19 protein-coding genes and 1 tRNA gene are annotated in these 21,623 nt (G+C 63.4%); 10 read left to right on the forward strand and 10 right to left on the reverse strand.

Annotation, left to right across the window (positions count from 1 at the left end; all coding sequences use genetic code 11):
- Positions 1 to 50 precede the first annotated feature (50 nt).
- Positions 51 to 938: an NAD-dependent epimerase/dehydratase family protein gene (locus NH396_RS10840; RefSeq protein ID WP_176678538.1), complete on the forward strand. Its 888-nt coding sequence runs from the start codon at positions 51 to 53 to the stop codon at positions 936 to 938.
- Positions 939 to 1,119: 181 nt separating this feature from the next.
- Here NH396_RS10840 and NH396_RS10845 read toward each other — a convergent pair whose 3' ends face one another.
- From NH396_RS10845 to gmk, 4 genes are all read right to left on the reverse strand, one after another.
- On the reverse strand, positions 1,120 to 1,509 hold the full coding sequence (locus tag NH396_RS10845) for a Rid family detoxifying hydrolase (protein WP_176678537.1): 390 nt from the start codon (positions 1,507 to 1,509) through the stop codon (positions 1,120 to 1,122).
- Between the two features lie 292 nt (positions 1,510 to 1,801).
- Entirely contained in the window at positions 1,802 to 3,967 is a 2,166-nt protein-coding gene (locus tag NH396_RS10850; protein ID WP_175088877.1) for a bifunctional (p)ppGpp synthetase/guanosine-3',5'-bis(diphosphate) 3'-pyrophosphohydrolase, read from the reverse strand.
- Between the two features lie 112 nt (positions 3,968 to 4,079).
- Complete coding sequence (rpoZ, locus tag NH396_RS10855) at positions 4,080 to 4,331, reverse strand: DNA-directed RNA polymerase subunit omega (protein ID WP_176678536.1); 252 nt, start codon at positions 4,329 to 4,331, stop codon at positions 4,080 to 4,082.
- A gap of 398 nt (positions 4,332 to 4,729) precedes the next feature.
- Positions 4,730 to 5,386 carry a guanylate kinase gene (gmk, locus tag NH396_RS10860; protein ID WP_176678535.1) on the reverse strand — a complete coding sequence of 219 codons (657 nt, stop codon included), beginning with the start codon at positions 5,384 to 5,386 and terminating at the stop codon, positions 4,730 to 4,732.
- 622 nt (positions 5,387 to 6,008) lie between these two features.
- Between gmk and NH396_RS10865 the strand changes: the two genes are divergently transcribed.
- Positions 6,009 to 7,196 carry an MFS transporter gene (locus NH396_RS10865; protein WP_176678534.1) on the forward strand — a complete coding sequence of 396 codons (1,188 nt, stop codon included), beginning with the start codon at positions 6,009 to 6,011 and terminating at the stop codon, positions 7,194 to 7,196.
- Between the two features lie 193 nt (positions 7,197 to 7,389).
- Here NH396_RS10865 and NH396_RS10870 read toward each other — a convergent pair whose 3' ends face one another.
- Complete coding sequence (locus tag NH396_RS10870; RefSeq protein WP_176678533.1) at positions 7,390 to 8,427, reverse strand: GlxA family transcriptional regulator; 1,038 nt, start codon at positions 8,425 to 8,427, stop codon at positions 7,390 to 7,392.
- A gap of 528 nt (positions 8,428 to 8,955) precedes the next feature.
- On the opposite strand from NH396_RS10870, the gene NH396_RS10875 reads away from it, so the two are divergent.
- A complete protein-coding gene (locus NH396_RS10875; RefSeq protein WP_176678532.1) occupies positions 8,956 to 10,536 on the forward strand; it encodes a BCCT family transporter in 1,581 nt (526 codons plus the stop codon).
- A gap of 96 nt (positions 10,537 to 10,632) precedes the next feature.
- Here NH396_RS10875 and NH396_RS10880 read toward each other — a convergent pair whose 3' ends face one another.
- The 3 genes from NH396_RS10880 to NH396_RS10890 all read right to left on the reverse strand — a co-directional run bounded on the left by NH396_RS10880 (position 10,633) and on the right by NH396_RS10890 (position 12,906).
- A complete protein-coding gene (locus tag NH396_RS10880) occupies positions 10,633 to 11,061 on the reverse strand; it encodes an Ohr family peroxiredoxin (RefSeq protein ID WP_176678531.1) in 429 nt (142 codons plus the stop codon).
- Positions 11,062 to 11,160: 99 nt separating this feature from the next.
- On the reverse strand, positions 11,161 to 12,018 hold the full coding sequence (locus NH396_RS10885; protein WP_253063575.1) for a DUF3883 domain-containing protein: 858 nt from the start codon (positions 12,016 to 12,018) through the stop codon (positions 11,161 to 11,163).
- Between the two features lie 24 nt (positions 12,019 to 12,042).
- On the reverse strand, positions 12,043 to 12,906 hold the full coding sequence (locus NH396_RS10890; RefSeq protein ID WP_176678530.1) for a YicC/YloC family endoribonuclease: 864 nt from the start codon (positions 12,904 to 12,906) through the stop codon (positions 12,043 to 12,045).
- A gap of 195 nt (positions 12,907 to 13,101) precedes the next feature.
- Between NH396_RS10890 and rph the strand changes: the two genes are divergently transcribed.
- Positions 13,102 to 13,848 (forward strand): ribonuclease PH, encoded by a 747-nt coding sequence (gene rph, locus NH396_RS10895; protein WP_176678529.1) that lies wholly within the window; start codon positions 13,102 to 13,104, stop codon positions 13,846 to 13,848.
- Positions 13,849 to 14,046: 198 nt separating this feature from the next.
- Here the strand turns inward: rph and NH396_RS10900 are convergent, their stop codons facing one another.
- Positions 14,047 to 14,814: an exodeoxyribonuclease III gene (locus NH396_RS10900; RefSeq protein WP_043331765.1), complete on the reverse strand. Its 768-nt coding sequence runs from the start codon at positions 14,812 to 14,814 to the stop codon at positions 14,047 to 14,049.
- Positions 14,815 to 14,900: 86 nt separating this feature from the next.
- Between NH396_RS10900 and pyrE the strand changes: the two genes are divergently transcribed.
- The 4 genes from pyrE (at position 14,901) to rep (ending at position 18,991) form a co-directional block, all read left to right on the forward strand.
- The gene (pyrE, locus tag NH396_RS10905; RefSeq protein WP_176678528.1) at positions 14,901 to 15,575 is read left to right on the forward strand and encodes an orotate phosphoribosyltransferase; all 675 of its coding nucleotides are present in this window, start codon (positions 14,901 to 14,903) and stop codon (positions 15,573 to 15,575) included.
- A 55-nt stretch (positions 15,576 to 15,630) separates the two neighbouring features.
- Positions 15,631 to 16,191: a YfaZ family outer membrane protein gene (locus tag NH396_RS10910; RefSeq protein ID WP_175090625.1), complete on the forward strand. Its 561-nt coding sequence runs from the start codon at positions 15,631 to 15,633 to the stop codon at positions 16,189 to 16,191.
- A 144-nt stretch (positions 16,192 to 16,335) separates the two neighbouring features.
- Positions 16,336 to 16,809 (forward strand): tRNA (uridine(34)/cytosine(34)/5-carboxymethylaminomethyluridine(34)-2'-O)-methyltransferase TrmL, encoded by a 474-nt coding sequence (gene trmL, locus NH396_RS10915; protein WP_176678527.1) that lies wholly within the window; start codon positions 16,336 to 16,338, stop codon positions 16,807 to 16,809.
- Positions 16,810 to 16,909: 100 nt separating this feature from the next.
- The gene (gene rep, locus NH396_RS10920) at positions 16,910 to 18,991 is read left to right on the forward strand and encodes a DNA helicase Rep (protein ID WP_176678526.1); all 2,082 of its coding nucleotides are present in this window, start codon (positions 16,910 to 16,912) and stop codon (positions 18,989 to 18,991) included.
- A gap of 30 nt (positions 18,992 to 19,021) precedes the next feature.
- Here rep and NH396_RS10925 read toward each other — a convergent pair whose 3' ends face one another.
- A complete protein-coding gene (locus tag NH396_RS10925; protein ID WP_176678525.1) occupies positions 19,022 to 19,516 on the reverse strand; it encodes a c-type cytochrome in 495 nt (164 codons plus the stop codon).
- A gap of 144 nt (positions 19,517 to 19,660) precedes the next feature.
- On the opposite strand from NH396_RS10925, the gene NH396_RS10930 reads away from it, so the two are divergent.
- Positions 19,661 to 19,737 (forward strand) — tRNA-Arg (locus NH396_RS10930).
- Between the two features lie 250 nt (positions 19,738 to 19,987).
- The gene (locus NH396_RS10935; RefSeq protein WP_253063577.1) at positions 19,988 to 21,619 is read left to right on the forward strand and encodes a coniferyl aldehyde dehydrogenase; all 1,632 of its coding nucleotides are present in this window, start codon (positions 19,988 to 19,990) and stop codon (positions 21,617 to 21,619) included.
- Positions 21,620 to 21,623: the final 4 nt, after the last annotated feature.

Below are 21,623 nucleotides of genomic sequence, written 5' to 3' on the forward strand. Positions count from 1 at the left end.
TCCTGGGATGCGGTGGGTACCGATTCGTTTTACCAAGGAGCACGGCAAAGGTGAAGAAGACGAGTCTCATCCTCGGTTGTGGCGACGTTGGCAGTGCGCTGGCGCGCGAACTGCTCAAGGCCGGTCAGCACGTCATCGGTGTCAGGCGTGATGTGTCCGCATTGGCGGATCTCGATATCGGGACGCTGGCGTTGGACATCACTGCCGAAGGTGCACTGGCCAGCTTGCCAGATGCCGACACGGTGGTACATGTGCTGAGCGCCGACCGCTTCGACGAAGAAGCCTATCGCGCCGCTTACGTCGACGGCATTCGGGCGCTGGTGACGGAGCTCGAGTCGCGCGCCAAACCGCCGACCCGCGTGCTGTTCGTGTCCTCGACCTCCGTCTACGCCCAGAAGGATGGCGAGGAGGTCGACGAGCAGTCGCCCACCGATGCCACCAGCTTCTCGGGCCAGTTGATGCGCGAAGGCGAGCAGGCACTGCTCGATTCCTCGCTCGACGGCACCGTGGTGCGCTTCTCCGGCATCTACGGGCCGGGCCGCGACATGCTGATCCGCCAGGCGCGTGATGGTCGCATCGCCGCCAGCAACCCGCCACTTTATTCCAACCGCATCCACCGTGACGACTGCGCGGGCGTGCTGGCGCACCTGATCGCGCTGAGCCTCGAGGGCAAGCCGGTCGAGCCGATCTATCTGGCCACCGACTGTGATGGCGCACCGCTGCACGAAGTGATGGCCTGGTTGGCGCGTCAGCTCAAGGTCGAGTCCACCGAGGTGATCCAGTCACCGCTGCGGCGGCGTTCCAGCAAGCGCTGCGGCAATGCCCTGTTGCTCGAGAGTGGCTACACCTTCCGTTATCCGACCTTCCGCGAAGGCTATGCCGAGGTGCTCAAGGAGCACGGCGTGACGGTGCCGAAGAGCGAATTGTCGGGCCGCTGATCTTTCACTTGTCCACATGCGGTTGCGCGTCGACTCGTCCGACCGGATGTGGATAAGTTGAAGGTTGATCAAGCATTGACCGATAACTGACAGTGCCCGCCCCGGAATCCCGGGGCGGGCACTGTCGTCTCTGCGTCAGGCACTCCTTGCGGGTGACCTGCCATCGTCAGTGAGCGGGTGTTCAGTCACCGATGACCATCACGCCTTCGGCTTCGAAGGCCACGCCCTTGGGCAGCGCCTTGACGCCGACCGCGGCGCGCGCCGGGAAGGGCGCGGTGAAGAACTCTTCCATCACCGCGTTGACGCGCGCGAAGTCGTTCAGATCGGTCAGGTAGAGGTTGAGCTTGACGATGTCTCCCAGGTTGCCGGCGGCTTCTTCGCACACGGCATTCAGGTTGGTGAAGACCTGACGCGCCTGCGCCTCGATACCGCCTTCGACGACTTCCATCGTCTGCGGGTCCAGCGGAATCTGGCCGGACAGATAGACGGTGTTGCCCGCCTTGACCGCCTGGGAATACGGACCGATGGCAGCAGGGGCCTTGTCGGTGTTGATGATCGCGCGATTGCTCATGACATGCTCCTTGTGACTGCGTTCACGCCTTGCCGGTTGCGAGTGTTGTGCGGTGGCGGCTTTCAGCAGCGGATTACGATTGTGGTTATAGGGGCTCGCCGTCCACAGCGAGTTCGGTCACGGCCAAGGTCATGCACTGCCGTCGAGCTGACGTACCGTCGAGTTGACGTGCATGGCCTTGGCCGCGACACGGGTGTTCAAGAAGAACGTGCCCGATGGCTACTCTGCGGCAGCCTTGAAAACAAAAACCGCGCCGCCCGCCAGTGGCGGACGACGCGGCCAGTACGGTAGATCAGCTGAGGACGCGGGTGATTCGCTCCACGTGCAACAGGTTGCGCATGCGCTTGATGATGCGCGCCAGATGAATGCGGTCACGCACGGCCAGCGTCAGATTGACGATGGCCAGATGGGCGTCGCGTTCCTCGATACCGATGCGCTCGATATTGGCTTCGGCATCGGTGACCAGCTCTGCCAGCTCGGCGATCAGGCCGCGCTGGGTCTGTGCCTCGATACGCAGCGCCACCGTGAAGTCGCCTTCGACCTGATCGGCCCAGGTCAGCGGGAAGACGCGTTCCGGGTCGCTGGCCAGTTCGGTGATGTTGCTGCATTCCTGACGATGGACCACCAGTCCCTTGCCGGCCGACAGATGGCCCATGATCGGCTCGCCGGGCAGCGGGTGACAGCAGCGCGCGTAGCTGGTGACCATGCTGTTGCCACCGCTGACCTGCATCGGGCTGTTGCCGCTGTTCTCCGCCTGGACATTGCCGTCCTTGGCCGAGAACTTGGGTTGCTGCGCCGTGGCGCTGGTCGTGTCGCTCAGAAGGCTCTGGGCCACGCTGTAGGCGGCGCGGGTGCCGAGCCCGATGGACTCGAGCAGATCATCACGCCCACCTTCCAGCTCCAGCTCCGCGGCCAGCGTATCGAGACGCCTGGGCGGCAGTTGCTCGAGGGAAGCGTCCAGCCCGGCGAGTGCCTTGTTGAGCAGGCGCTGACCCAGGGTTACGGATTCGCTGCGCTGCTGATGCTTGAGGTAATGACGCACGGCAGAGCGCGCCTTGGCCGTGGTGACGAAGTTGAGCCACGCCAGATTGGGCTTGGCGCCCGGCGCGGTGATGACTTCGACGGTCTGGCCACTCTCCAGCGGCGAGGACAGCGGCGCCAGATGACGATCGATGCGGCAGGCGATACAGCTATTGCCGACATCGGTGTGCACCGCATAGGCAAAATCGACCGCCGTCGCGCCGCGCGGCAATTCCATGATGTCGCCCTTGGGGGTGAATACGTAGGTATCGTCGGGGAAGAGGTCGTTCTTGACGTGCTCGATGAACTCGAGCGAGTTGCCGGCATGGCGCTGCATCTCGAGCAGACCCCGCACCCATTCGCGGGCGCGCGCATGGCTGCCGGCGCCGATGGGGCGGTCGGTCTGGCCGGCCTTGTACAGCCAGTGCGCCGCGATGCCGTTGTTGGCCATCGCTTCCATCTCGCGGGTACGGATCTGTACCTCGATGGGCATGCCATTCATGCCGAACAGCGTGGTGTGCAGACTCTGGTAGCCGTTGGCCTTGGGGATCGCGATGTAATCCTTGAAGCGACCCGGCACCGGCTTGTAGAGATTGTGCACCACGCCGAGGATGCGATAGCAGCTGTCCACGTCATCGGTGATGATGCGGAAGCCGAACACGTCCATCAATTCATTGAAGGGCTTCTGCTGGTCACGCATCTTGCGATAGATGGACAGCAGATGCTTCTGACGACCGATCACCGAGCCGGGCAGCTGATCGCGCTCCAGCGCGTTCTGCAGACTGGCCTGGATCTCGCGCATCAGGGTACGGCGATTGCCACGCGCGGCGGTGACGGCACGCTTGATGCGTTCGGAACGCATCGGGTGCAGCGCCTGGAAGGAGAGGTCTTCCAGCTCGACGCGAATGGTGTTGATACCGAGACGGTTGGCGACGCGGGCGTAGATCTCGAGCGTCTCACGGGCGATGCGACGCTTCTTCTCGGGGCGCAGGGCGCCGAGGGTACGCATGTTGTGCAGACGGTCGGCCAGCTTGACGATGATGACGCGGATGTCCTGGGACATCGCCAGCACCATCTTCTGGAAGTTCTCGGCCTGGGCGACGGCCTTGTCTTCGAAGGTGATCTGGGTCAGCTTCGAGACGCCATCCACCAGCAGGGCGACGGGTTCGCCGAACTGGCCTGCCAGTGCCTCGAAGGTCACGCTGGTGTCTTCGATGACATCGTGCAGCATGGCGGCCATCAGGCTCTGATGGTCCATGTGCATGTTGGCGAGAATGTTCGCCACCGCTAGCGGGTGGGTCACATAGGGTTCACCGGAACGCCGGCGCTGGCCATCGTGGGCCTGCTCGGCGTAATAGAAGGCGCGCCTAACCTGACGGATCTCTTCCTCGGGAAGATAACCGCCCAGGCGGTCTGCCAGGTCATCGATCGTGAACATTCAGCGGCCTTGGCTCAGAGTGATTCCGGGCCCGCACCCCGTGCTCCGGCCGCGAGGACGGGAGTGGCAGAGGTGCGGAAGCACACATGCAGTCGGCAGGTTGAGCGTGGGCTCAGTCTTCGATCTGCGGCATTACCGGCTTGCGCTGGATCGGAGCTTCGACCGGCTCGTTCAGGATGTCACGACCGACCAGACCCGCCGCCACTTCGCGCAGGGCGAGGACGGTGGGCTTGTCGTTTTCCCACGGCAGTTGGGCGTTGCGGCTGCCGCGTGACAGCTGACGGGCACGACGTGTGGCGATCATCACCAGCTGGAAGCGGTTGTCGAGGTTCTCGAGGCAATCTTCTACGGTTACGCGAGCCATGGCGGTGCACCTATCAATAGCGGGATATTCGGGGTTCGCTGTCGGCGTGTAATCAGCGCAGAGTACCGCGACCGCTAGGGGCCACTTACCCTGATCATCTGACAGTATCTCGCACACGACGCAAGCACAATGCCGCTGAGCCGGCCCGCCAGGGGCGAGACGGCTCAGCGGCCAATGATTCTGAAAGGGAATCGAGTCTACTCGACGCCGTCGTGACATGACAAGTCAGACGCGATCAACTCCTTCGCCCGGCGCGCCTGTCGGCGGCGTACGCGACCACAGCGCGCATGATCAGGACGAAAGCCGGCAAGTCCTGCCCGACTGTCAGGCTGTTCGAACTGCTGTCAGAACGGCCGGTCAGCGCGGCTGAGTGAGCAGCCGGATTCCCGCCGCCGTCATCAGTCGGCCAGCAGGGAATCGAGCAGTGCCGCGTGGCGATGCTGCACGCGCGGCAGACGCGCACGCTGGGCATTGACGAGTCCGCACAGCTCGTCGAGGGCCTGCTCGAAGTCATCATTGATGACGATCAGGTCGTATTCGTCGTAGTGGGACATCTCGCTGACCGCATCGCGCATGCGACGCGCGATCACGTCCTCGCCATCGGTACCGCGACCGGACAGACGCTCGAGCAACGCTTCACGCGACGGCGGCAGGATGAAGATGGAGACGGCTTCCGGCACCTGGGCGCGCACTTGCTGGGCACCTTGCCAATCGATCTCGAGGATGACGTCCTCGCCCTTGCTCAGGCGAGCTTCGACCGCCGGGCGCGAGGTGCCATAGAAGTTGTCGAAGACCTGGGCGTGCTCGAAGAAGTCGCCCTGCTCGATCATGGTCTTGAAGTGATCGACATCCACGAAGTGGTAGTTGACGGCATCCTGCTCGCCCGGGCGCTGGGCGCGGGTGGTGTGCGAGACGGACACGCCGATACCGTCCATGCGCTCCAGCAGTGCCTTGACCAGGGTGGTCTTGCCGGCGCCGGACGGCGCGGAAATGATGTAGAGCGTGCCACGTGCGTTGCTGGCCGCCGAGGAAGATGCTGAAGAAGTCGAAGACATGGAAGTGATCCGCTTGCTGTCGCTGAATCGCGGCATTATCGCATAATCCACCCCGCTTGGGCTGCACACGCGCATGACAGTCCCGTGATGCAATGTTGCAGCTCGGGCATCACAGTTGTCGTCGCGAGGTGGCTGGGTTGGCGGGGCGTTATCTGCAACAATAGTTGTATATTTCAGTTGTCACTCAAGCGTCGGCCAGCGCTCGCGTCAGCCAGTGCTCGCGCCGCTTGTGCCTTGATGGGAGACACGGCTTGTCGCCACCTCGTCACTCAGGCTTGGGCTTGCGCACTCCCGTGATTCCCATCGCGCCTTGCTAGACGAGGTTCGTGAACTTTGCTTCGCAAGCCGCGTACGTAAATCGCGTGTATACATCGATAGAGCAGCGCCAGACGTGCCGCAGGCCTCCGCCAGAGAGGCCGCGCACGAGCGCATCACCCGTTACCTGTCCCGCGCGCCATTCATTCCCGCCTTCCGGCTGATGATGAATGGCGCGCGGTCTTTTGCCTTGTGCAGCGCCAGCCATGCGCGGGCAATGTCAGCCGTGGCCTGCCCCTGACAGCGGTGCCACGGCTGAGTACGGCCACGGGTGATATCCCCTTTTCAAGTTTCAGGAGACCCGGACATGTCTGCCTCCCCCGTTGCGCGCCATCCGCGCATCGCCGAACTGGCGCTGGCGCTCGGCGCCTTCGCCATCGGCACTACCGAATTCGTGATCATGGGCCTGATGCCCAACATCGCGGCGGATTTCAATGTGTCATCCCAGCAGGTCGGCTACGCCATCAGTGCCTATGCGATGGGCGTGGTGGTCGGTGCCCCCCTGATCTCGGCGCTGGGCGCACGCCTGCCGCGTCGCGGGCTGCTGATCGGCCTGATGCTGCTGTTCGCGGTCAGCAACGTGGCCAGCCTGCTGACACCGTCGCTGACCAGCTTTGCCGCGCTGCGCTTCATCGCCGGCCTGCCGCATGGTGTCTATCTGGGCGTCGCGGCCCTGGTGGCGGCGGATGCTGCCCCCGCCGGCGAGCGCGGGCGGGCCGTCGGTCGCGTGATGATGGGCCTGACGGTGGCGATTCTGATCGGGGCGCCAGCGGCGACCTGGTTCGGCAGCCTGTTCGGCTGGCATTCCGCCTTCCTCGTCGTCGGTCTGCTGGCGCTGGCCACGGCGCTGCTGGTGCGCGGCTTCGTGCCCTATCAGGCCGGCAATCAGGACGCGACCCCGCTCACCGAGCTGGCAGCCCTGATCAAGCCGCGGGTGCTCTATACCCTCGGCATCGCCTGCATCGGTTTCGGTGGCATGTTCAGTGTCTACAGCTATGCGGTGGAGACGCTCAATGTCCAGGCCGGGCTGTCCCAGAATCTGGTGCCGATGGTGCTGGCCGTCTTCGGGGTGGGCACCATCATCGGCAACCTGATCGGTAGTCGTGCCGCGGACATCGACCTGATGCGTACCATTCCTGCCGTGCTGATCTGGAGCGCGCTGGTGCAGGGTGGCTTCTACTTCGCCGCCGATGGTGTCTGGAGCGGTATCCTGTTCGTCGGGCTGGTCGGTACGGGTATCGGTCTGGCACCGGCGCTGCAGATGCGCCTGATGGATGTGGCGGAAGACGCCCAGACCATGGCGGCGACGCTCAATCATGCGGCCTTCAACATCGCCAATGCGCTGGGTGCCTGGTGTGGCGGCATGGCCTTCGCCTATGGCCCGTCGCATTCCTCCATCGGTCTGGTCGGGGTGGCGATGGCCATCGCGGGCTTGATCGTCTTCCTGCTCGGTCAGCGTCATGAGCGCCGCGAGCTGCAGACGGCTTCTGCCTGATGTGAGCCTGAAGTGAGGTCGTGAGCGCGAGGCCAGGAAAGTGAGGCAAGAAAGTCTCGTGAGCACAAGCCGCAACGAAAGAACGCCGCCCTTCGGGGCGGCGTTCTGCGTTTGCGTGGCGAAAAGTCTGTGGAAGGCAGTCTGTGCAGGGCTGTCCTGGTAGCGGCACCGGCACGTCAGCAACAGGACACTGTCAGCGCTGTTGACGCGCACGCGTCGGCGACATGCCGAAGTAATCGCGGAAGCAGTGGCTGAAGTGGGTCGTGCTGACGAAGCCACAGGCCACGGTGACCTCGGTGATGCTGGCGCTGCCCTGTGTCAGCAGCTGGCGGGCCCGGGTCAGGCGCAGCTCCAGATAATAGCGCGAGGGCGTGGTATCCAGATGGCGGGTGAACAGGCGCTCGATCTGGCGGCGTGACAGCGTCACGCAGTGCGAGATCTCGCTCATGCTCAAAGGCTCCTCGAGGTTGCTGCTCATCAGCTCGAGGATGGTGCGAAGTGCCTCCGGGTGCTGGCTGTCCGGCGCGGGCAGCGTCTGATCCGGATGCCAGGGACTGGGCGTCGCGGGGCGCTCGCAGGCGAGGATTTCCTCGACACTGCGCGCCAGGTCATCGCCGTGACGCTGGCGCATGGCTTCCAGCATCATGTTCAGCGCGCTGCCGGCATTGGTGCAGCTGAAGCGCGCCGCTTCCACCACCAGCTGAGCACGTGACAGCTCCAGCTGGGGGAATGACTCGCGGAACAGCGCCGCATTCTCGGGATGGATGGTGCAGCGATGGCCCGCCATCACCCCGGCGGCCGCCAGGAAGTAGCTGCCATTCCACAGGCTGCCGAGGCGACAGCCCTGACGGTCGGCTCGCCGCAAGACTTCGCTCAGCAAGGGTATCTCGTCCAGCTGCACCCGGTAGCCGCCACACACGATGATCATGTCGATCTGCGCCTGCCCCAGCGACTCGAGCCCGGCGCTGGCCATGATGTCGATGCCCAGATCACTGCGCACGCTGCCCGTCGTCACCCCGAAGGTGTGAATGCGATAGAAGGGAACGTCTCTGAGTAGATTGGCCGTGACCAGCACATCGAGGGCGCTGGTGAAGGCGGGCATCGAGAAATGTTCCAGGAGAATGAAGGCGACATTGAGCGGTGTGCTCTGGGCGCAGGTCACGTCCTTGAGCAGATGCTGATTGCGACGCTTCATCGCGGGGGTGAAGATGCGGCGACGGGGCGAGGTCATGGCTTGCGTTCGTTGCAGGGGCCGCGAGCGGCAGTGGATAGAAGGCGACCGGCAGGCTGGCCACCGTGAGACTCCATCCTCGCAGCTGTGCGCTCCCGCGGCGAGCCCTTGCTTGCAATCATGGAGTGGCAGGCCTGTCATCAAGCAGCATCGCCTGCGGATTCCGAGCTTGGCGTGCTCGACAGCTCCCGCCGTCTGGACTGGCCTGTCTTCCTCCTCAGTGGAGGTGTGAGGGTGCAGTTCATCATCACCGTCGGTATGTATGTCCTGTGTGCGGGCGGGGCGTTGGATTCCGCGCGGCCTTTGCATGTCGTCAAGCTCGGATCAGCCTGGCATGGCGCGGAGATGGTAGCTGAAGCAGGTCAGGAAGGTCATGAGTTGTTATCACCGATGCCCGGATGTAAAACGGCTGTAGGCTTGGTGATACGTCGCGTTACATGGGTGTAAAAACAACGGCTTGTGTCACAGTTCAGCGTTCTACGGCTGATACACTGCCCCGTCACTCAGATCATGCCCAGAGGCTGACTAATGACGGATTCTTCCCGGACAGTTTCGTCCGGCTCCGCCACACCGGTAAATCCCCCCGCTGAACCCGCCCACACCCCGCAAGGTATCGACTGGCCCGTCTTCATCATCAGTGGTGGCGTATTGGCACTGTTCGCCATCGCCGCACTGGTGGATCTCGACGCTGTCTCCGCGCTCATCCAGAGTGCCTTCGGTGTCTCGACCCAATACTTCGGTGCCTACTGGCAAGCGCTGATGCTGGCGACCTTCGTCATCGCCATCGTGCTGACCCTCGGACGTACCGGACGGGTGCGCATGGGCGGGCTGGCGGCGCCGGATATCTCGACGCTGCGCTGGATGGCCATCATCCTGTGCACGTTGCTGGCGGGCGGTGGTGTCTTCTGGGCAGCGGCAGAGCCGATCGCTCACTTCACCTCACCGCCGCCGGTGTTCGGTGCGGATGCCCCGACGGGCAATGCCGATGCCGCCTACAATGCGCTGGCGCAGAGCTTCATGCACTGGGGCTTTCTGGCCTGGGCGATGCTCGGCAGCCTGACCGGCATCATCTTCATGTACCTGCACTACGAGAAGGGCCTGCCGCTCAAGCCGCGCACGCTGCTCTATCCGCTGTTCGGCGACCGCGTCATGCGTGGTCCCATCGGGGCGCTGGTCGATGCCTGCTGCGTGCTGGCAGTGGTGGCCGGTACCGTCGGCCCCATCGGCTTCCTCGGTCTGCAGGTCAGCTATGGCCTCAATGCGCTGTTCGGCATTCCCGATACTTACGCGACCCAGCTCACGCTGCTGCTCCTGCTGACCGTCATCTACACCCTGTCCGCCGTCAGCGGCGTGACCCGTGGCATCCAGTTCCTGAGCAGCACCAACGTCCTGCTCGGTGGCGCCCTGTTGCTGTTCATCCTGATCATGGGCCCTACCGGCTTCCTGCTCGAAGCCTTCCCGCAGGGCCTGGTGCGCTACGTCGGTGACTTCGTCGCCATGTCCTCCTTCCGGGGTGACGATGGCTGGCTGAATGGCTGGACGCTGTTCTTCTGGGGCTGGTTCATCGGCTATGGTCCGCTGATGGCGATGTTCGTCGCGCGTATCTCGCGTGGCCGCACCCTGCGTCAGATGGTGCTGCTGATCGCGGTCATCTCGCCACTGGTCACCTGCCTGTGGTTCACCATCATCGGTGGCAGCGGTCTGGCCTTCGAGCTGAGCAACCCGGGCAGCGTCTCCGGCCCGTTCACCGGCTTCAATCTGCCGGCAGCGCTGATTGCCATCACTCAGCAGCTGCCGTTCGGCTTCACCATCTCGGTGCTGTTCCTCGTGTTGACCACGCTGTTCGTCGCCACCACCGGTGACTCGATGACCTACGCGGTCTCGATGGTGATGAGCGGCAACGACAACCCGCCGCGCGGCGTGCGCGTGTTCTGGAGCCTGATGATGGGCGTGGTCGCGGCGCTGTTGATCTCGATGGGCAATGGCGGCATCAATGCGCTGCAATCCTTCATCGTCGTCACCGCCGTGCCGGTGTCGCTGATTCTGCTGCCCAGCCTGTGGAACGCTCCGCTGATTGCCCGCCGCATGGCGCGCGAGCAGGGCGTCTGATCGACTCGCACGCTAGAAAGCAATGAGCGTCTCGCACTATCAAAAACGCCGCCCCGAGGGGCGGCGTTTTTGTGTCTGGCGATCAGCCGTCAGTCATCAGACGCTGACGTTCAGCGTCACATCGATGTTGCCACGCGTCGCGTTGGAGTAGGGGCACACCTGGTGCGCCTTCTCGACCAGCGCATCCGCCTCGGCCTTGTCCATGCCCGGCAGGCTGATATCCAGCTCGACTTCGATACCGAAGCCGGCCGGAATCTGGCCGATGCCCACCTTGCCAGTGATCTCCAAGCCTTCCGGCAGTGTCACGCCGTCAGTACTGGCCACGTGCTTCATGGCACCGATGAAGCAGGCAGAGTAACCCGCCGCGAACAGCTGCTCCGGGTTGGTGCCTTCACCGCCACCACCGCCCAGCTCCTTCGGCGTGCTCAGGGTGACATTCAACGCCCCATCGGAAGAACGCGACTTACCCTCACGACCCCCAGTGGTGGTGGCTTCTGCACGGTACAGCACTTGTTCGATAGACATGCCTGACTCCTTGAGCGGAAAAGCCCTCAGTCGAGGGATGCAGACAAGATGGCGCTTGTCGGGCAAAGTTTCAATTGCTGAGGGACGGGCACCAGACATTCACAGCAGGTGCGCGCGATAGCTCTGCGGGTTGAGCGTCAATTGCGGGTAGAGGTCACCCCTCAAGCAGTAAATGTTGGGTTGGGTTAAGAAGCTAAAAATGCGGAAAAGATGGTAGTGCTCAGGATTGGCTTGCGAGCATTTGAGTTCATTTGGCGTGATAAAAAAAGCGCACTCTTTGGCAAATGCCGTCGTCTTCACCTCGATCCAACGCTCTCGTCCATCCGCATCAAAGGACAGAACGTCATAGCCCAAGCCATCGCCCTGGGTTTCCGCCACATGTTCGACCTTCTCGGCCAGCGATGTGCGGCCTTCTTTTCTGAGGCGCATCTTCTCAAAGGCCACCACAAAGCGTTCGCCAGCACTCCCTAGAGCATGGTTGCGGGCTTCTCGTGCCAAGTAGTCGCGCTTAACCGGTGTGGGCGTCGCGTAACGCTGCTTGGCCTCCTGCACGCTGGTCTGAGGCGTCTTGGACTCCGGTGGTGTGACAATGATGGAAGTATCTTTGGGGGCCGGTGCATCAATGACCGGCCGGTCTGCTGCATTGCGTGCTGCCTGATCGAATAGCTCAGTACGCAGCAGGTGGCGCTCAACAACATCGACCAGCATGCCCTGATAGTTACTCATCGGCTTGTAGCCGTTGATATAGGGGCAGTCGGCATCACGCAGTACGGCACTGATATTTTGATGCTTAAATTCGATAGAAGCCTTTGAGCGATTATTTAATTTCTCGGCAAGCTCACGATTGTGGTCTGTTTTCACGTAATGCTGGCCACACAGTTCTGCAATCAGCATCTTCTTGTACGTTTCGACAATCGCTGTGACTTCTTCACCACTCCATGGTTCGGGTCTGCTCATCCTGCTAACTCCTTTGGCGGGATATCACTCAATATTCTGAATCTGCTCACGCATCTGTTCGATCAGCACCTTGAGCTCGACGGCGCAGCGGGTGGTGTCGGCGACGACGGATTTGGAGGAGAGGGTGTTGGCTTCGCGGTTGAGTTCCTGCATCAGGAAGTCGAGGCGGCGGCCGATGGGGCCTTTCTGGGTGAGCTGACGACGGACTTCGCCGACGTGAGTGTCGAGGCGGTCGAGTTCTTCATCGACGTCGGCCTTCTGGGCCATCAGAGTCAGTTCGGCTTCCAGGCGTTGCGGGTCGAGGGTGGCGCGAACTTCTTCGAGGCGAGCGAGCAGGGTGTCGCGCTGACGGGCGAGGATGTCGGGCATCAGGCGGCGAACTTCGGCGACGTGGGTGTCGACGCCATCGAGGCGTGCGCTGATCAGTTCGGCGAGGCGTTCGCCTTCGCGAGCGCGGCCTTCGATGTGCTCGTCCAGCGCGCGCTTGAACAGGCTGAGGGCATCGGCCTTGATGCGTTCTTGATCGGCGCCTTCGCGCACCAGCACACCGGGGTAGTCGAGCAGGGCGAGGCGTGAGGGCTGCGGGGCGTCCGGGCAGTGCTGGCCGACTTCGGCGAGCACGCGGCTGAGTTCGCCCAGGCGTCTGGCATCGACAGCGAGGCTGTCGGCACCGGCTTCGGCGTCAAAGCGCAGCGAGAGTTCGACCTTGCCGCGGTTGAGGCGCTTGCGCAGGCCTTCGCGGAAGGTACTTTCGAGTTCGCGCAGGCTGTCGGGCAGGCGGAAGTGCGGTTCGAGATAGCGCTGGTTCACCGAGCGCAGCTCCAGCGTCAGGGTGCCGTAGTCGGCTTCATGGGTCTGGCGGCTGAAGGCGGTCATGCTGTGGACCATGACGTGCTCCTTGTCGGTTGGCTGTCGAGAGAGAGGCGGCGCATGAGCGACCGCGCTGATAGCCTGAAGTGTACGCGTGCCGCTCTTGAGCGCCCAGTGATCAGGCGCGGGTCAGGCCCGCGCGGCGCGAAGGTCGTCGCCCGTGGCTGCGGCGTGTAGACTCTGGCCTCCCGAATACTGCAACAAGGAATCCCCATGAGCGAAGCCAACGTGATCCGTCCCAGTGGCCGTACCCCGGAGCAGCCGCGCGAGATCCGCCTGACCCGTGAGTTCACTCGTCACGCCGAGGGTTCGGTGCTGGTGGAGTTCGGGGAGACCCGCGTGCTGTGCACCGCCTCTGTCGTGGCGGGCGTGCCGCGCTGGCTGCGTGGTTCCGGCAAGGGCTGGCTGACCGCCGAGTACGGCATGCTGCCGCGTGCGACCCACACCCGTAATGATCGTGAAGCGGCGCGTGGCAAGCAGGGTGGCCGCACGGTGGAGATCCAGCGTCTGATCGGCCGTGCGCTGCGCGCCGCAGTGGACCTCAAGAAGCTGGGCGAATACACCATCACCATCGATTGCGATGTGCTGCAGGCCGATGGTGGCACGCGCACCGCGGCGATCACCGGTGGCTGTGTGGCACTGGTCGATGCGCTGCAGGGCCTGCAGCGTGAGCGCAAGATCAAGACCGATCCGCTGGTGAGTCTGGTCAGCGCCGTCTCGGTCGGCATCTACAAGGGTGTGCCGGTCACCGATCTCGACTACCCGGAAGACAGCAAGGCCGATACCGACATGAATGTCGTGATGGCCGAAGGCAAGGGGCTGATCGAGGTGCAGGGTACGGCCGAAGGAGCGGCCTTCGATCGCGCCGAGCTCAATGCCCTGCTGGATCTCGCCGAGCGTACCGGTGAGCAGCTGTTCGCCGCGCAGCGCGCCGCACTCGGCATGCCGGCCGACGCCTGAGTCCTGCGACACGGCGCTGTGTCATCAGGGCCATGCCATGAGAGCGATGCCATGAGTGTCATGTCATGAGCGCTTGATGCCAGACAGAAAACGCCCCCACCGCGCAAGCGATGGGGGCGTTTTCGTCAGTGCCCGAAGGCACATCATGCGACTGGCAGGGTGGCCCGAGGCCGAACGCTCAAGGGGTGACAGCGTACATCACAGCTCGAGGTCGTACTCGACGATGACCGGTGCGAACTCGCTGAAGGTGGCATCGGTGTCGATCCAGGCGTCCTTGATATGACGACGCAGGTTCGGGTCGATGACCTGATAGTCGAGGCGCCAGCCTTCCTGACGGGCGCGCGGCTGGTCACTGTCCAGCGCTGGCCACCAGGAGTACTGGTCGGCATCGCGATTGACTTCGCGGAAGGCGTCGATGAAGCCGATCGGGCCGAAGACCTGATCCATCCATGCGCGTTCTTCCGGCTTGAAGCCCGGCGTCATCTGATTGTCGGACCAGTTGGCGAGGTCGACAGTCTTGTGGGCCACATGCCAGGTGCCGCAGATCATGTAATCACGACGCTTGCGGCGCAGCTTGCTGAGGTATTCCTGATACTGCTCCATGAAGGCGCCCTTGGCAGCCGGATCACTTCCGTCAGGCATCAGGAAAGAGCAGATGCTGAAGCGGTCGTAATCGGCCTGCAGGTAGCGGCCTTCGTTATCGCACTGCTCGAAGCCCAGTCCATACATGATGGCCTTGGGAATCTGGCGGCAATAGAGGCCAACCCCTGAGAAGCCGTCTTTTTCGGCGTCCAGGAAGTAGCCTTCGTACCCTTCCGGGTAGAGGATGCTGTCGTCGAGCTCGAAGCTCTTGGCCTTGAGGTTCTGGATGCAGACGACGTCGGCGTCCTGACTGGCAAGCCAGTCGAGGAAGCCGCGGCTGACCGCTTCTCGAATACCATTGACGTTAACTGTAGCGATTTTCATACGTGGTCCCTGGTTCGTCGCGCCTGTATGATACCCGAGCTTTAGACGATTTGGTAAATGGCTAACGAATTCAAAGGTGATATCGGATGCAGGACTACCAGCGGGAGTTCATTGAGTTTGCCATCGAGCAGGACGTGCTGCGGTTTGGCGAGTTTACGCTCAAGTCCGGGCGGGTGAGCCCCTACTTCTTCAATGCTGGTCTATTCCGCTCCGGACAGGCCCTGGCGCGTCTGGGACGCTTCTATGCGCGTGCCATCGTCGAATCAGGCCTGCAGGCCGATGTGCTGTTCGGTCCGGCGTACAAGGGTATCCCGCTGGGTGCCGTGACGGCCGTGGCGCTGGCTGACCATCATGATCGAGACATGCCGTTCACCTTCAATCGCAAGGAAGCCAAGACCCACGGTGAAGGGGGCTCGTTGGTCGGCGCGCCCCTCGAAGGCCGCGTGATGATCATCGATGATGTCATCACCGCCGGCACCGCCATCGGCGAAGTGATGGAGATCATCCACGCCGAGAGTGCCAAGGCGGCGGGCGTCGTGATCGCACTGGACCGCCAGGAGCGCGCTCCCGATGGTGAGGGAGGCCTGAAGGCGAACAGCGCCATTCAGGAAGTGGAGGCACGTTTCTCCATGCCCGTGGTCAGTATCGTGACGCTCGACCAGGTGCTCGAATATCTGGAACAATACGCACAGCAGGAACTGTCTGGGCATGCGGTCGCGATTCGCGACTATCGTGCGCAATACGGTCTCCAGGGCGCCTGAGAGCGTTCATGACCCGCGCAGCATTACCTTCCCAGTCACGTACAGAGGTGCATACATGACAGCTCACCGTAACATTCTCGGCCTTTCGGCAGCCATCCTCGCGGCCAGTCTGTCCGCCCCGGCCATGGCCGGCAACGCTGACCTCAACCTGAATAGTGAAGCCGTTCAGGGCGAAATCAATGGCGAGATCAGCAATGGCGTCCAGCTCGGCGGCGGTATCCTGTCCAGCGATGACCACGACGACGTCACGGCCGGCCACGTCCAGCTGCTGGGCACCGAGCGCACCAGCGAATACGACGTGGGCCTCGGCGCACGCTGGAGCCAGTACGACACCGACCACGGTGACGGCGGCGGTCTGGGTCTCGGCGGCTACGGCTACTACTACCTGCCGGGCGCACCGCGCGTCTCGCTGGGTGGCTACGGCTACGTGACCCCGGACGTCGCGACCAGCAACGACCTCGAGCACAGCTACGAATACGGCCTGCGCGCACGCTATCAGGTCATCGACAACGTCGAGGGCTATGTCGGCTATCGCAAGGTGAAGGCCGACTTCGAGAACCGTGACGAACGCACACTGGATTCCGGCCCGCTGGTCGGCATGCGTCTGCAGTTCTGAGCATGGTTCTCGGCAACGCGTGCTCCGCGTGAGTCACGCATTGCGGTAAGATGGCGGGCCCTTCGGGGCCCGCTTTGCGTTGTCATGGCCAGGTGATCATCGCCGGCCAGCCCCCTGTTTTCGCCTTCTGCCGCGAGTCTGCTCATGCTCGATATCGTGCTCTATCAGCCCGAGATTCCGCCCAATACCGGCAACATCATCCGGCTGTGTGCCAACACCGGTTACCGCCTGCATCTGATCGAGCCATTGGGGTTCGAGCTGGATGACAAGCGCCTGCGCCGCGCCGGACTCGATTATCATGAGTGGGCACGTGTGCAGCGCCATGCCAGCCTCGATGCCTTCGTGGCGAGCGTGAGGCCTTCGCGGGTCTTCGCGCTCTCGACGCGTGGGCGCACCGCGCCGCATGAGGCCAGCTTCCAGGCCGGTGATGCGCTGGTGTTCGGCCCCGAGACCCGCGGCCTGCCACAGGCGATGCTCGACAGTCTGCCCCGTGAGCAGGTGTTGCGCCTGCCGATGCTGGCCGACAGCCGCAGCATGAACCTGTCGAATGCCGTCGCCGTGGTCGTCTATGAGAGCTGGCGTCAGCTCGATTTCGCCGGCGCCGCAATCCTTGATTGATCGACCAGCACGCGATTGATCGGCCAGCCCTAGATTGATCGACCATCGCCCCGCGTGAGATGCATTTCCGCTCCCTTTCTTCGCCCAGCAGGACACCGTGATGACCGAGATCCGTGATCGCCTCGCCAAGCTCAACCCCCGCCAGCAGGAAGCCGTGCGCGCCATCGATGGCCCCTGTCTGGTGCTGGCCGGTGCCGGATCAGGCAAGACCAGCGTGATCACGACCAAGATCGCCTATCTGGTGCAGGAATGCGGCATGAAGGCACGCAACATCGCCGCCGTGACCTTCACCAACAAGGCGGCGCGCGAGATGAAGGAGCGTGTCGGCAAGATGCTCAAGGGCCGAGAGGGCCACGGGCTGATCGTCTCGACCTTCCACACTCTCGGGCTGACCATCATCCGCGGCGAGCTGAAGACGCTGGGCTACAAGCCGGGCTTCTCGCTGTTCGACACCGATGACGCCAAGGTGTTGATCAAGGAGCTGATGCACAAGGAAGCCGACACCGACGCCGAGCAGATCAACGCGGTGCAGAGTCAGATTTCCACCTGGAAGAATGACTTGGTCCTGCCCGGGGCGGCGCTGTCGCATGCCGAGGATGAAGACGCCCAGTACGCCGCGGTGATCTACGAGGCCTACAACCGGCATCTCAAGGCCTACAACGCGGTCGACTTCGATGACCTGATCCTGCTGCCGGTGGTGCTGTTCCGTGATCACCCCGAGGTACTGGCGCGCTGGCAGCGGCGCATCCACTACATGCTGGTCGATGAGTATCAGGACACCAACATCAGCCAGTACCTGCTGGTGAAGATGCTGATGCAGGAGCGCCAGACCTTCACGGTGGTGGGCGATGATGACCAGTCGATCTACGCCTGGCGCGGCGCGCGCCCCGAGAACCTCGTCACCCTCGGTGAGGACTTCCCGCGCCTGAACCTGATCAAGCTGGAGCAGAACTATCGCTCCACCGGCATCATTCTGCGCGCGGCGAACACCCTGATCGCCAACAACCCGCACGTCTACGACAAGACGCTGTGGTCGCAGATGGGCGATGGCGACCCGATCCGCATCATCATGAATCGCAACGAAGAGGCCGAGGCCGAGCGCGTGGCGGGCGAGATTCTCACGCGGCGCATCAAGGAAGGCGCCGAATGGCGTGACTTCGCGGTGCTCTATCGCGGCAACTTCCAGGCGCGCCTGCTGGAACTGAAGCTGCAGCACTACCAGATTCCCTACAAGCTCTCCGGCGGCACCTCCTTCTTCGGGCGCAACGAGATCAAGGACGCGATGGCCTACCTGCGTCTGCTGATCAACCCGGCGGACGACAACGCCTTCCTGCGCATCGTCAATGTGCCGCGGCGGGAAGTCGGGCCGGGCACGCTGGAGAAGCTGGCCAACTACGCCACCGGGCGTGGTGTGTCGCTCTACGCCGCCTGCAGCGAGATGGGCCTGCGCGAGCAGCTGAGCGAGCGGGCGCTGGACCGCCTCGGCCGCTTCACCCACACGCTGGACCGCGTGCGCCGCGAGATGGACGCCGGCCAGTCGATCAGCGCGATCCGCGAGCTGTTCCGCGAGGTGGATTACGAAGGCTGGCTGTATCAGAACGCCAGTGCGCCCAAGATCGCCGAGCGGCGCATGGCCAACGTCTGGATTCTGGTCGATCAGCTCGAGAAGTCGATCAGCGGCAATCCGCAGGAAGAGGTGGAGGAGCTCGAAGGCAGCGAGGCGATGATCGGCGATACTGAGACTGGCGATGTCGCGGCGGCCATCTCACGCCTGGTACTGCGCGACATTCTCGAGCAGCAGGCCGAGGAAGATGACTCGGACCGCGTGCAATTGCTGACGCTGCATGCCTCCAAGGGCCTGGAGTTTCCGCATGTCTACGTGCTGGGGCTGGAGGAAGACCTGCTGCCGCACCGCAACTCCATCGAGATGGACACGGTGGAGGAGGAGCGCCGCCTCGCCTACGTGGGCATCACGCGGGCGCGGCGTACTCTGGTGCTGACGCTGGCGCGCCAGCGCAAGACCTACGGCGAGATGATGGACTGTGTACCGAGCCGCTTCCTGGACGAGCTGCCGCCGGAAGACCTCGAGTGGGAAGGGCGGGCCGACAAGCCGCAGGATCAGGAGAAGAAAGTGGCCCGCGGACGGGATGCCATCGCGGGCCTGCGTTCGTTGCTGGGCTGATGTTTACCGTCGGGTGCTGTGCGCTGAGGTTCAGCGCACGGAATCGAGCAGGTAATCCACCGCGGCCTTCACTTCCTCATCGGAAAGCGCCGGGTTGCCGCCCTTGGCCGGCATGGCATTGAAGCCTTGGATGGCGTGGGTGTAGAGCGTCTCGTCGCCCTTGGAGAGACGGCCTTCCCAGTCGCCGGCCTCGCCCAGGCGCGGGGCCCCGGCGGCACCAGTGGTGTGACAGGCCATGCAGATGCCACCGTAGACCTTCTCGCCGTCTATCGCGCTGGCGGCATTGGCTTGCCCGCCAGCGCCACTGTCCGCCGGCTGTGAGCTTGCTGCCGAGGCATCACCGGCGCAGGCGTCGCCCTTCACGCATAGCTCGCCCACCGGCTTGAGTCGCTCGGCAATCGCCTCGCGGGAGTTGTCTGCGGCCTGTGCGGATGCGCTGACAAGCACGCTGAACAGCATCGCGCTCAATGAGAATGACAGGGGAGAGCGCTTGAGGGGAAAATCAGCTGGCCGGCGAGCTTGCATGGCGTGCACCTTTTGGGGCTGTGTATCGAGCCAGTATAGCGCTCGCCGGAGGCGCAGCAACCGCATGGCTGGCGGGATATCTCGACATCGTAGAATCAAGACGTTACCATAAGCGCGCCTCGGTTCACTGCAACCCTGGCATGCGCGCCCATAGCTCAGCTGGATAGAGTACTGCCCTCCGAAGGCAGGGGTCGCAGGTTCAAATCCTGCTGGGCGCGCCAACGAATTCCCGTCACCGGCATTGCCGGTCGACACCCGAAAAGCCCTCGTACCTCACGGTGCGGGGGCTTTTTGCATTGCGGCGCGCGATAGCGGCGCAGGCGACTTTCTTTGACGCCATCAAACGAGTGTTCTAAAACGGGGTGAACCACGCCGGCGATTCTCCTCGCGCCGGTCGCTATCGGCTGGTATGCCATACTTGTGGCTATCTGCCTTCGCTGCTGGCTCCGCCGGCCCTCACTGGATGTTCTCATGACGACTGCCACCCCTGTTGATCCTGCTTCGCCTGAGTCTGCTACCTCGGCTGAATCTGCTGCCTCGCCTGCTGGCTCGTCTACTGAGAGCCGCGAGGCTGCCAGTCGGGAAATCACGCGCATGCAGGCGCTGCTGGAAGACCAGCGCGCCGCCTATGGCCTGTCGCCGATGCCCAGCGCCGACGAGCGACAGGCCTGGCTGACCGCGCTGCGTGATGCGCTCAAGTCACACGAGGAGGCCTTGATCGCGGCGATCAGCGCCGATTTCGGCCACCGCAGCGCCCATGAGACGCGTCTGGCCGAACTGGTACCGAGCTATGAAGGCATTCGTCATGCGCGCCGTCACCTGAAGGGCTGGATGAAGCCCTCGAAGCGCCATGTCAGCGCCGCCTTCCAGCCGGCCTCTGCGCGCGTCGTCTATCAGCCGCTGGGCGTGGTCGGCATCATCGTGCCCTGGAACTATCCCCTCTATCTGGCGATCGGCCCCTTGATCAGCGCCCTGAGCGCCGGTAATCGGGTGATGATCAAGATGAGCGAGTTCACCCCCGAGACCGCCGAGGCGCTGCGCGTGATGCTGCTCGATGCCTTCGAGGAGGTGCAGGTGGCAGTCGTGACGGGGGAGGCCGATGTGGCGGCGGCCTTCTCGGCCTTGCCCTTCGACCATCTGCTGTTCACCGGCAGCACGGCGGTCGGCAAGCATGTGATGCGTGCCGCGGCGCATAACCTGACCCCCGTGACGCTGGAGCTGGGCGGCAAGTCGCCGGTGATCATGTCGCGTGAGCTGATGGCGGATGAGGCGCAGCGTCGTGAAGCAGCAGGGCGGCTGGCCTTCGGCAAGGGCATGAACGCCGGCCAGACCTGCGTCGCGCCGGACTACGTGCTGTGCAGTGACGACCAGGTCCCGCTGCTGGTCACGGCGCTGGGCAAGGCCTTCCAGCGCTTCTATCCGCGCTTCTGCGAGACGCAGGACTATTCGCGCATCATCAATCAGCGTCAGTACCAGCGCTTGCGCGAAGTGCTCGAGGACGCCCTGGCGAAGGGCGCGACACTCAGGCCGCTGGTCGATAGCCCTGACTGGAACGACCCGGAGCTGGTCGAGAAGCGTCTGATGCCGCCGCTGGCGTTGCTCGATGTGACGGATGAGATGCGCGTGATGCAGGAAGAGATCTTCGGCCCGCTGCTGCCGATCGTCGGCCTGGCCGTCGTGCAGGACGCGAACGAGGCTGATCGCGAGTCGAGGGAGAAGACTGGGTCCAGCGAGAAGGGCGCGGCGGATATGCTATCCGTCGCGATGGCCTATGTGAACGCCCGGCCCCGGCCGCTGGCGCTGTATTACTTCGGCCACGACAAACATGAACAGCAGCGGGTCACCGAGGGGACGCATGCGGGTGGAATGTGTCTGAACGACACCCTGCTGCATGTGGCGCAGGATGACATGCCGTTCGGCGGCATCGGGCCGTCCGGCATGGGGCATTATCATGGCAGGGAAGGCTTCCAGACGCTCAGCAAGGCCAAGGGAATCTTCGCCAAGGGGCGCATGAATGGCGCACGACTGATGTATCCGCCCTATGCCGACGGGCCGACAGCGCGCGCCATCCATGGTCTTATCCGCCGCCTGCTGATGCGCTAGGCGT

It is taken from the genome of Cobetia sp. Dlab-2-AX, assembly GCF_024124625.1.
In the GTDB taxonomy this organism is placed as follows: Bacteria; Pseudomonadota; Gammaproteobacteria; order Pseudomonadales; family Halomonadaceae; genus Cobetia.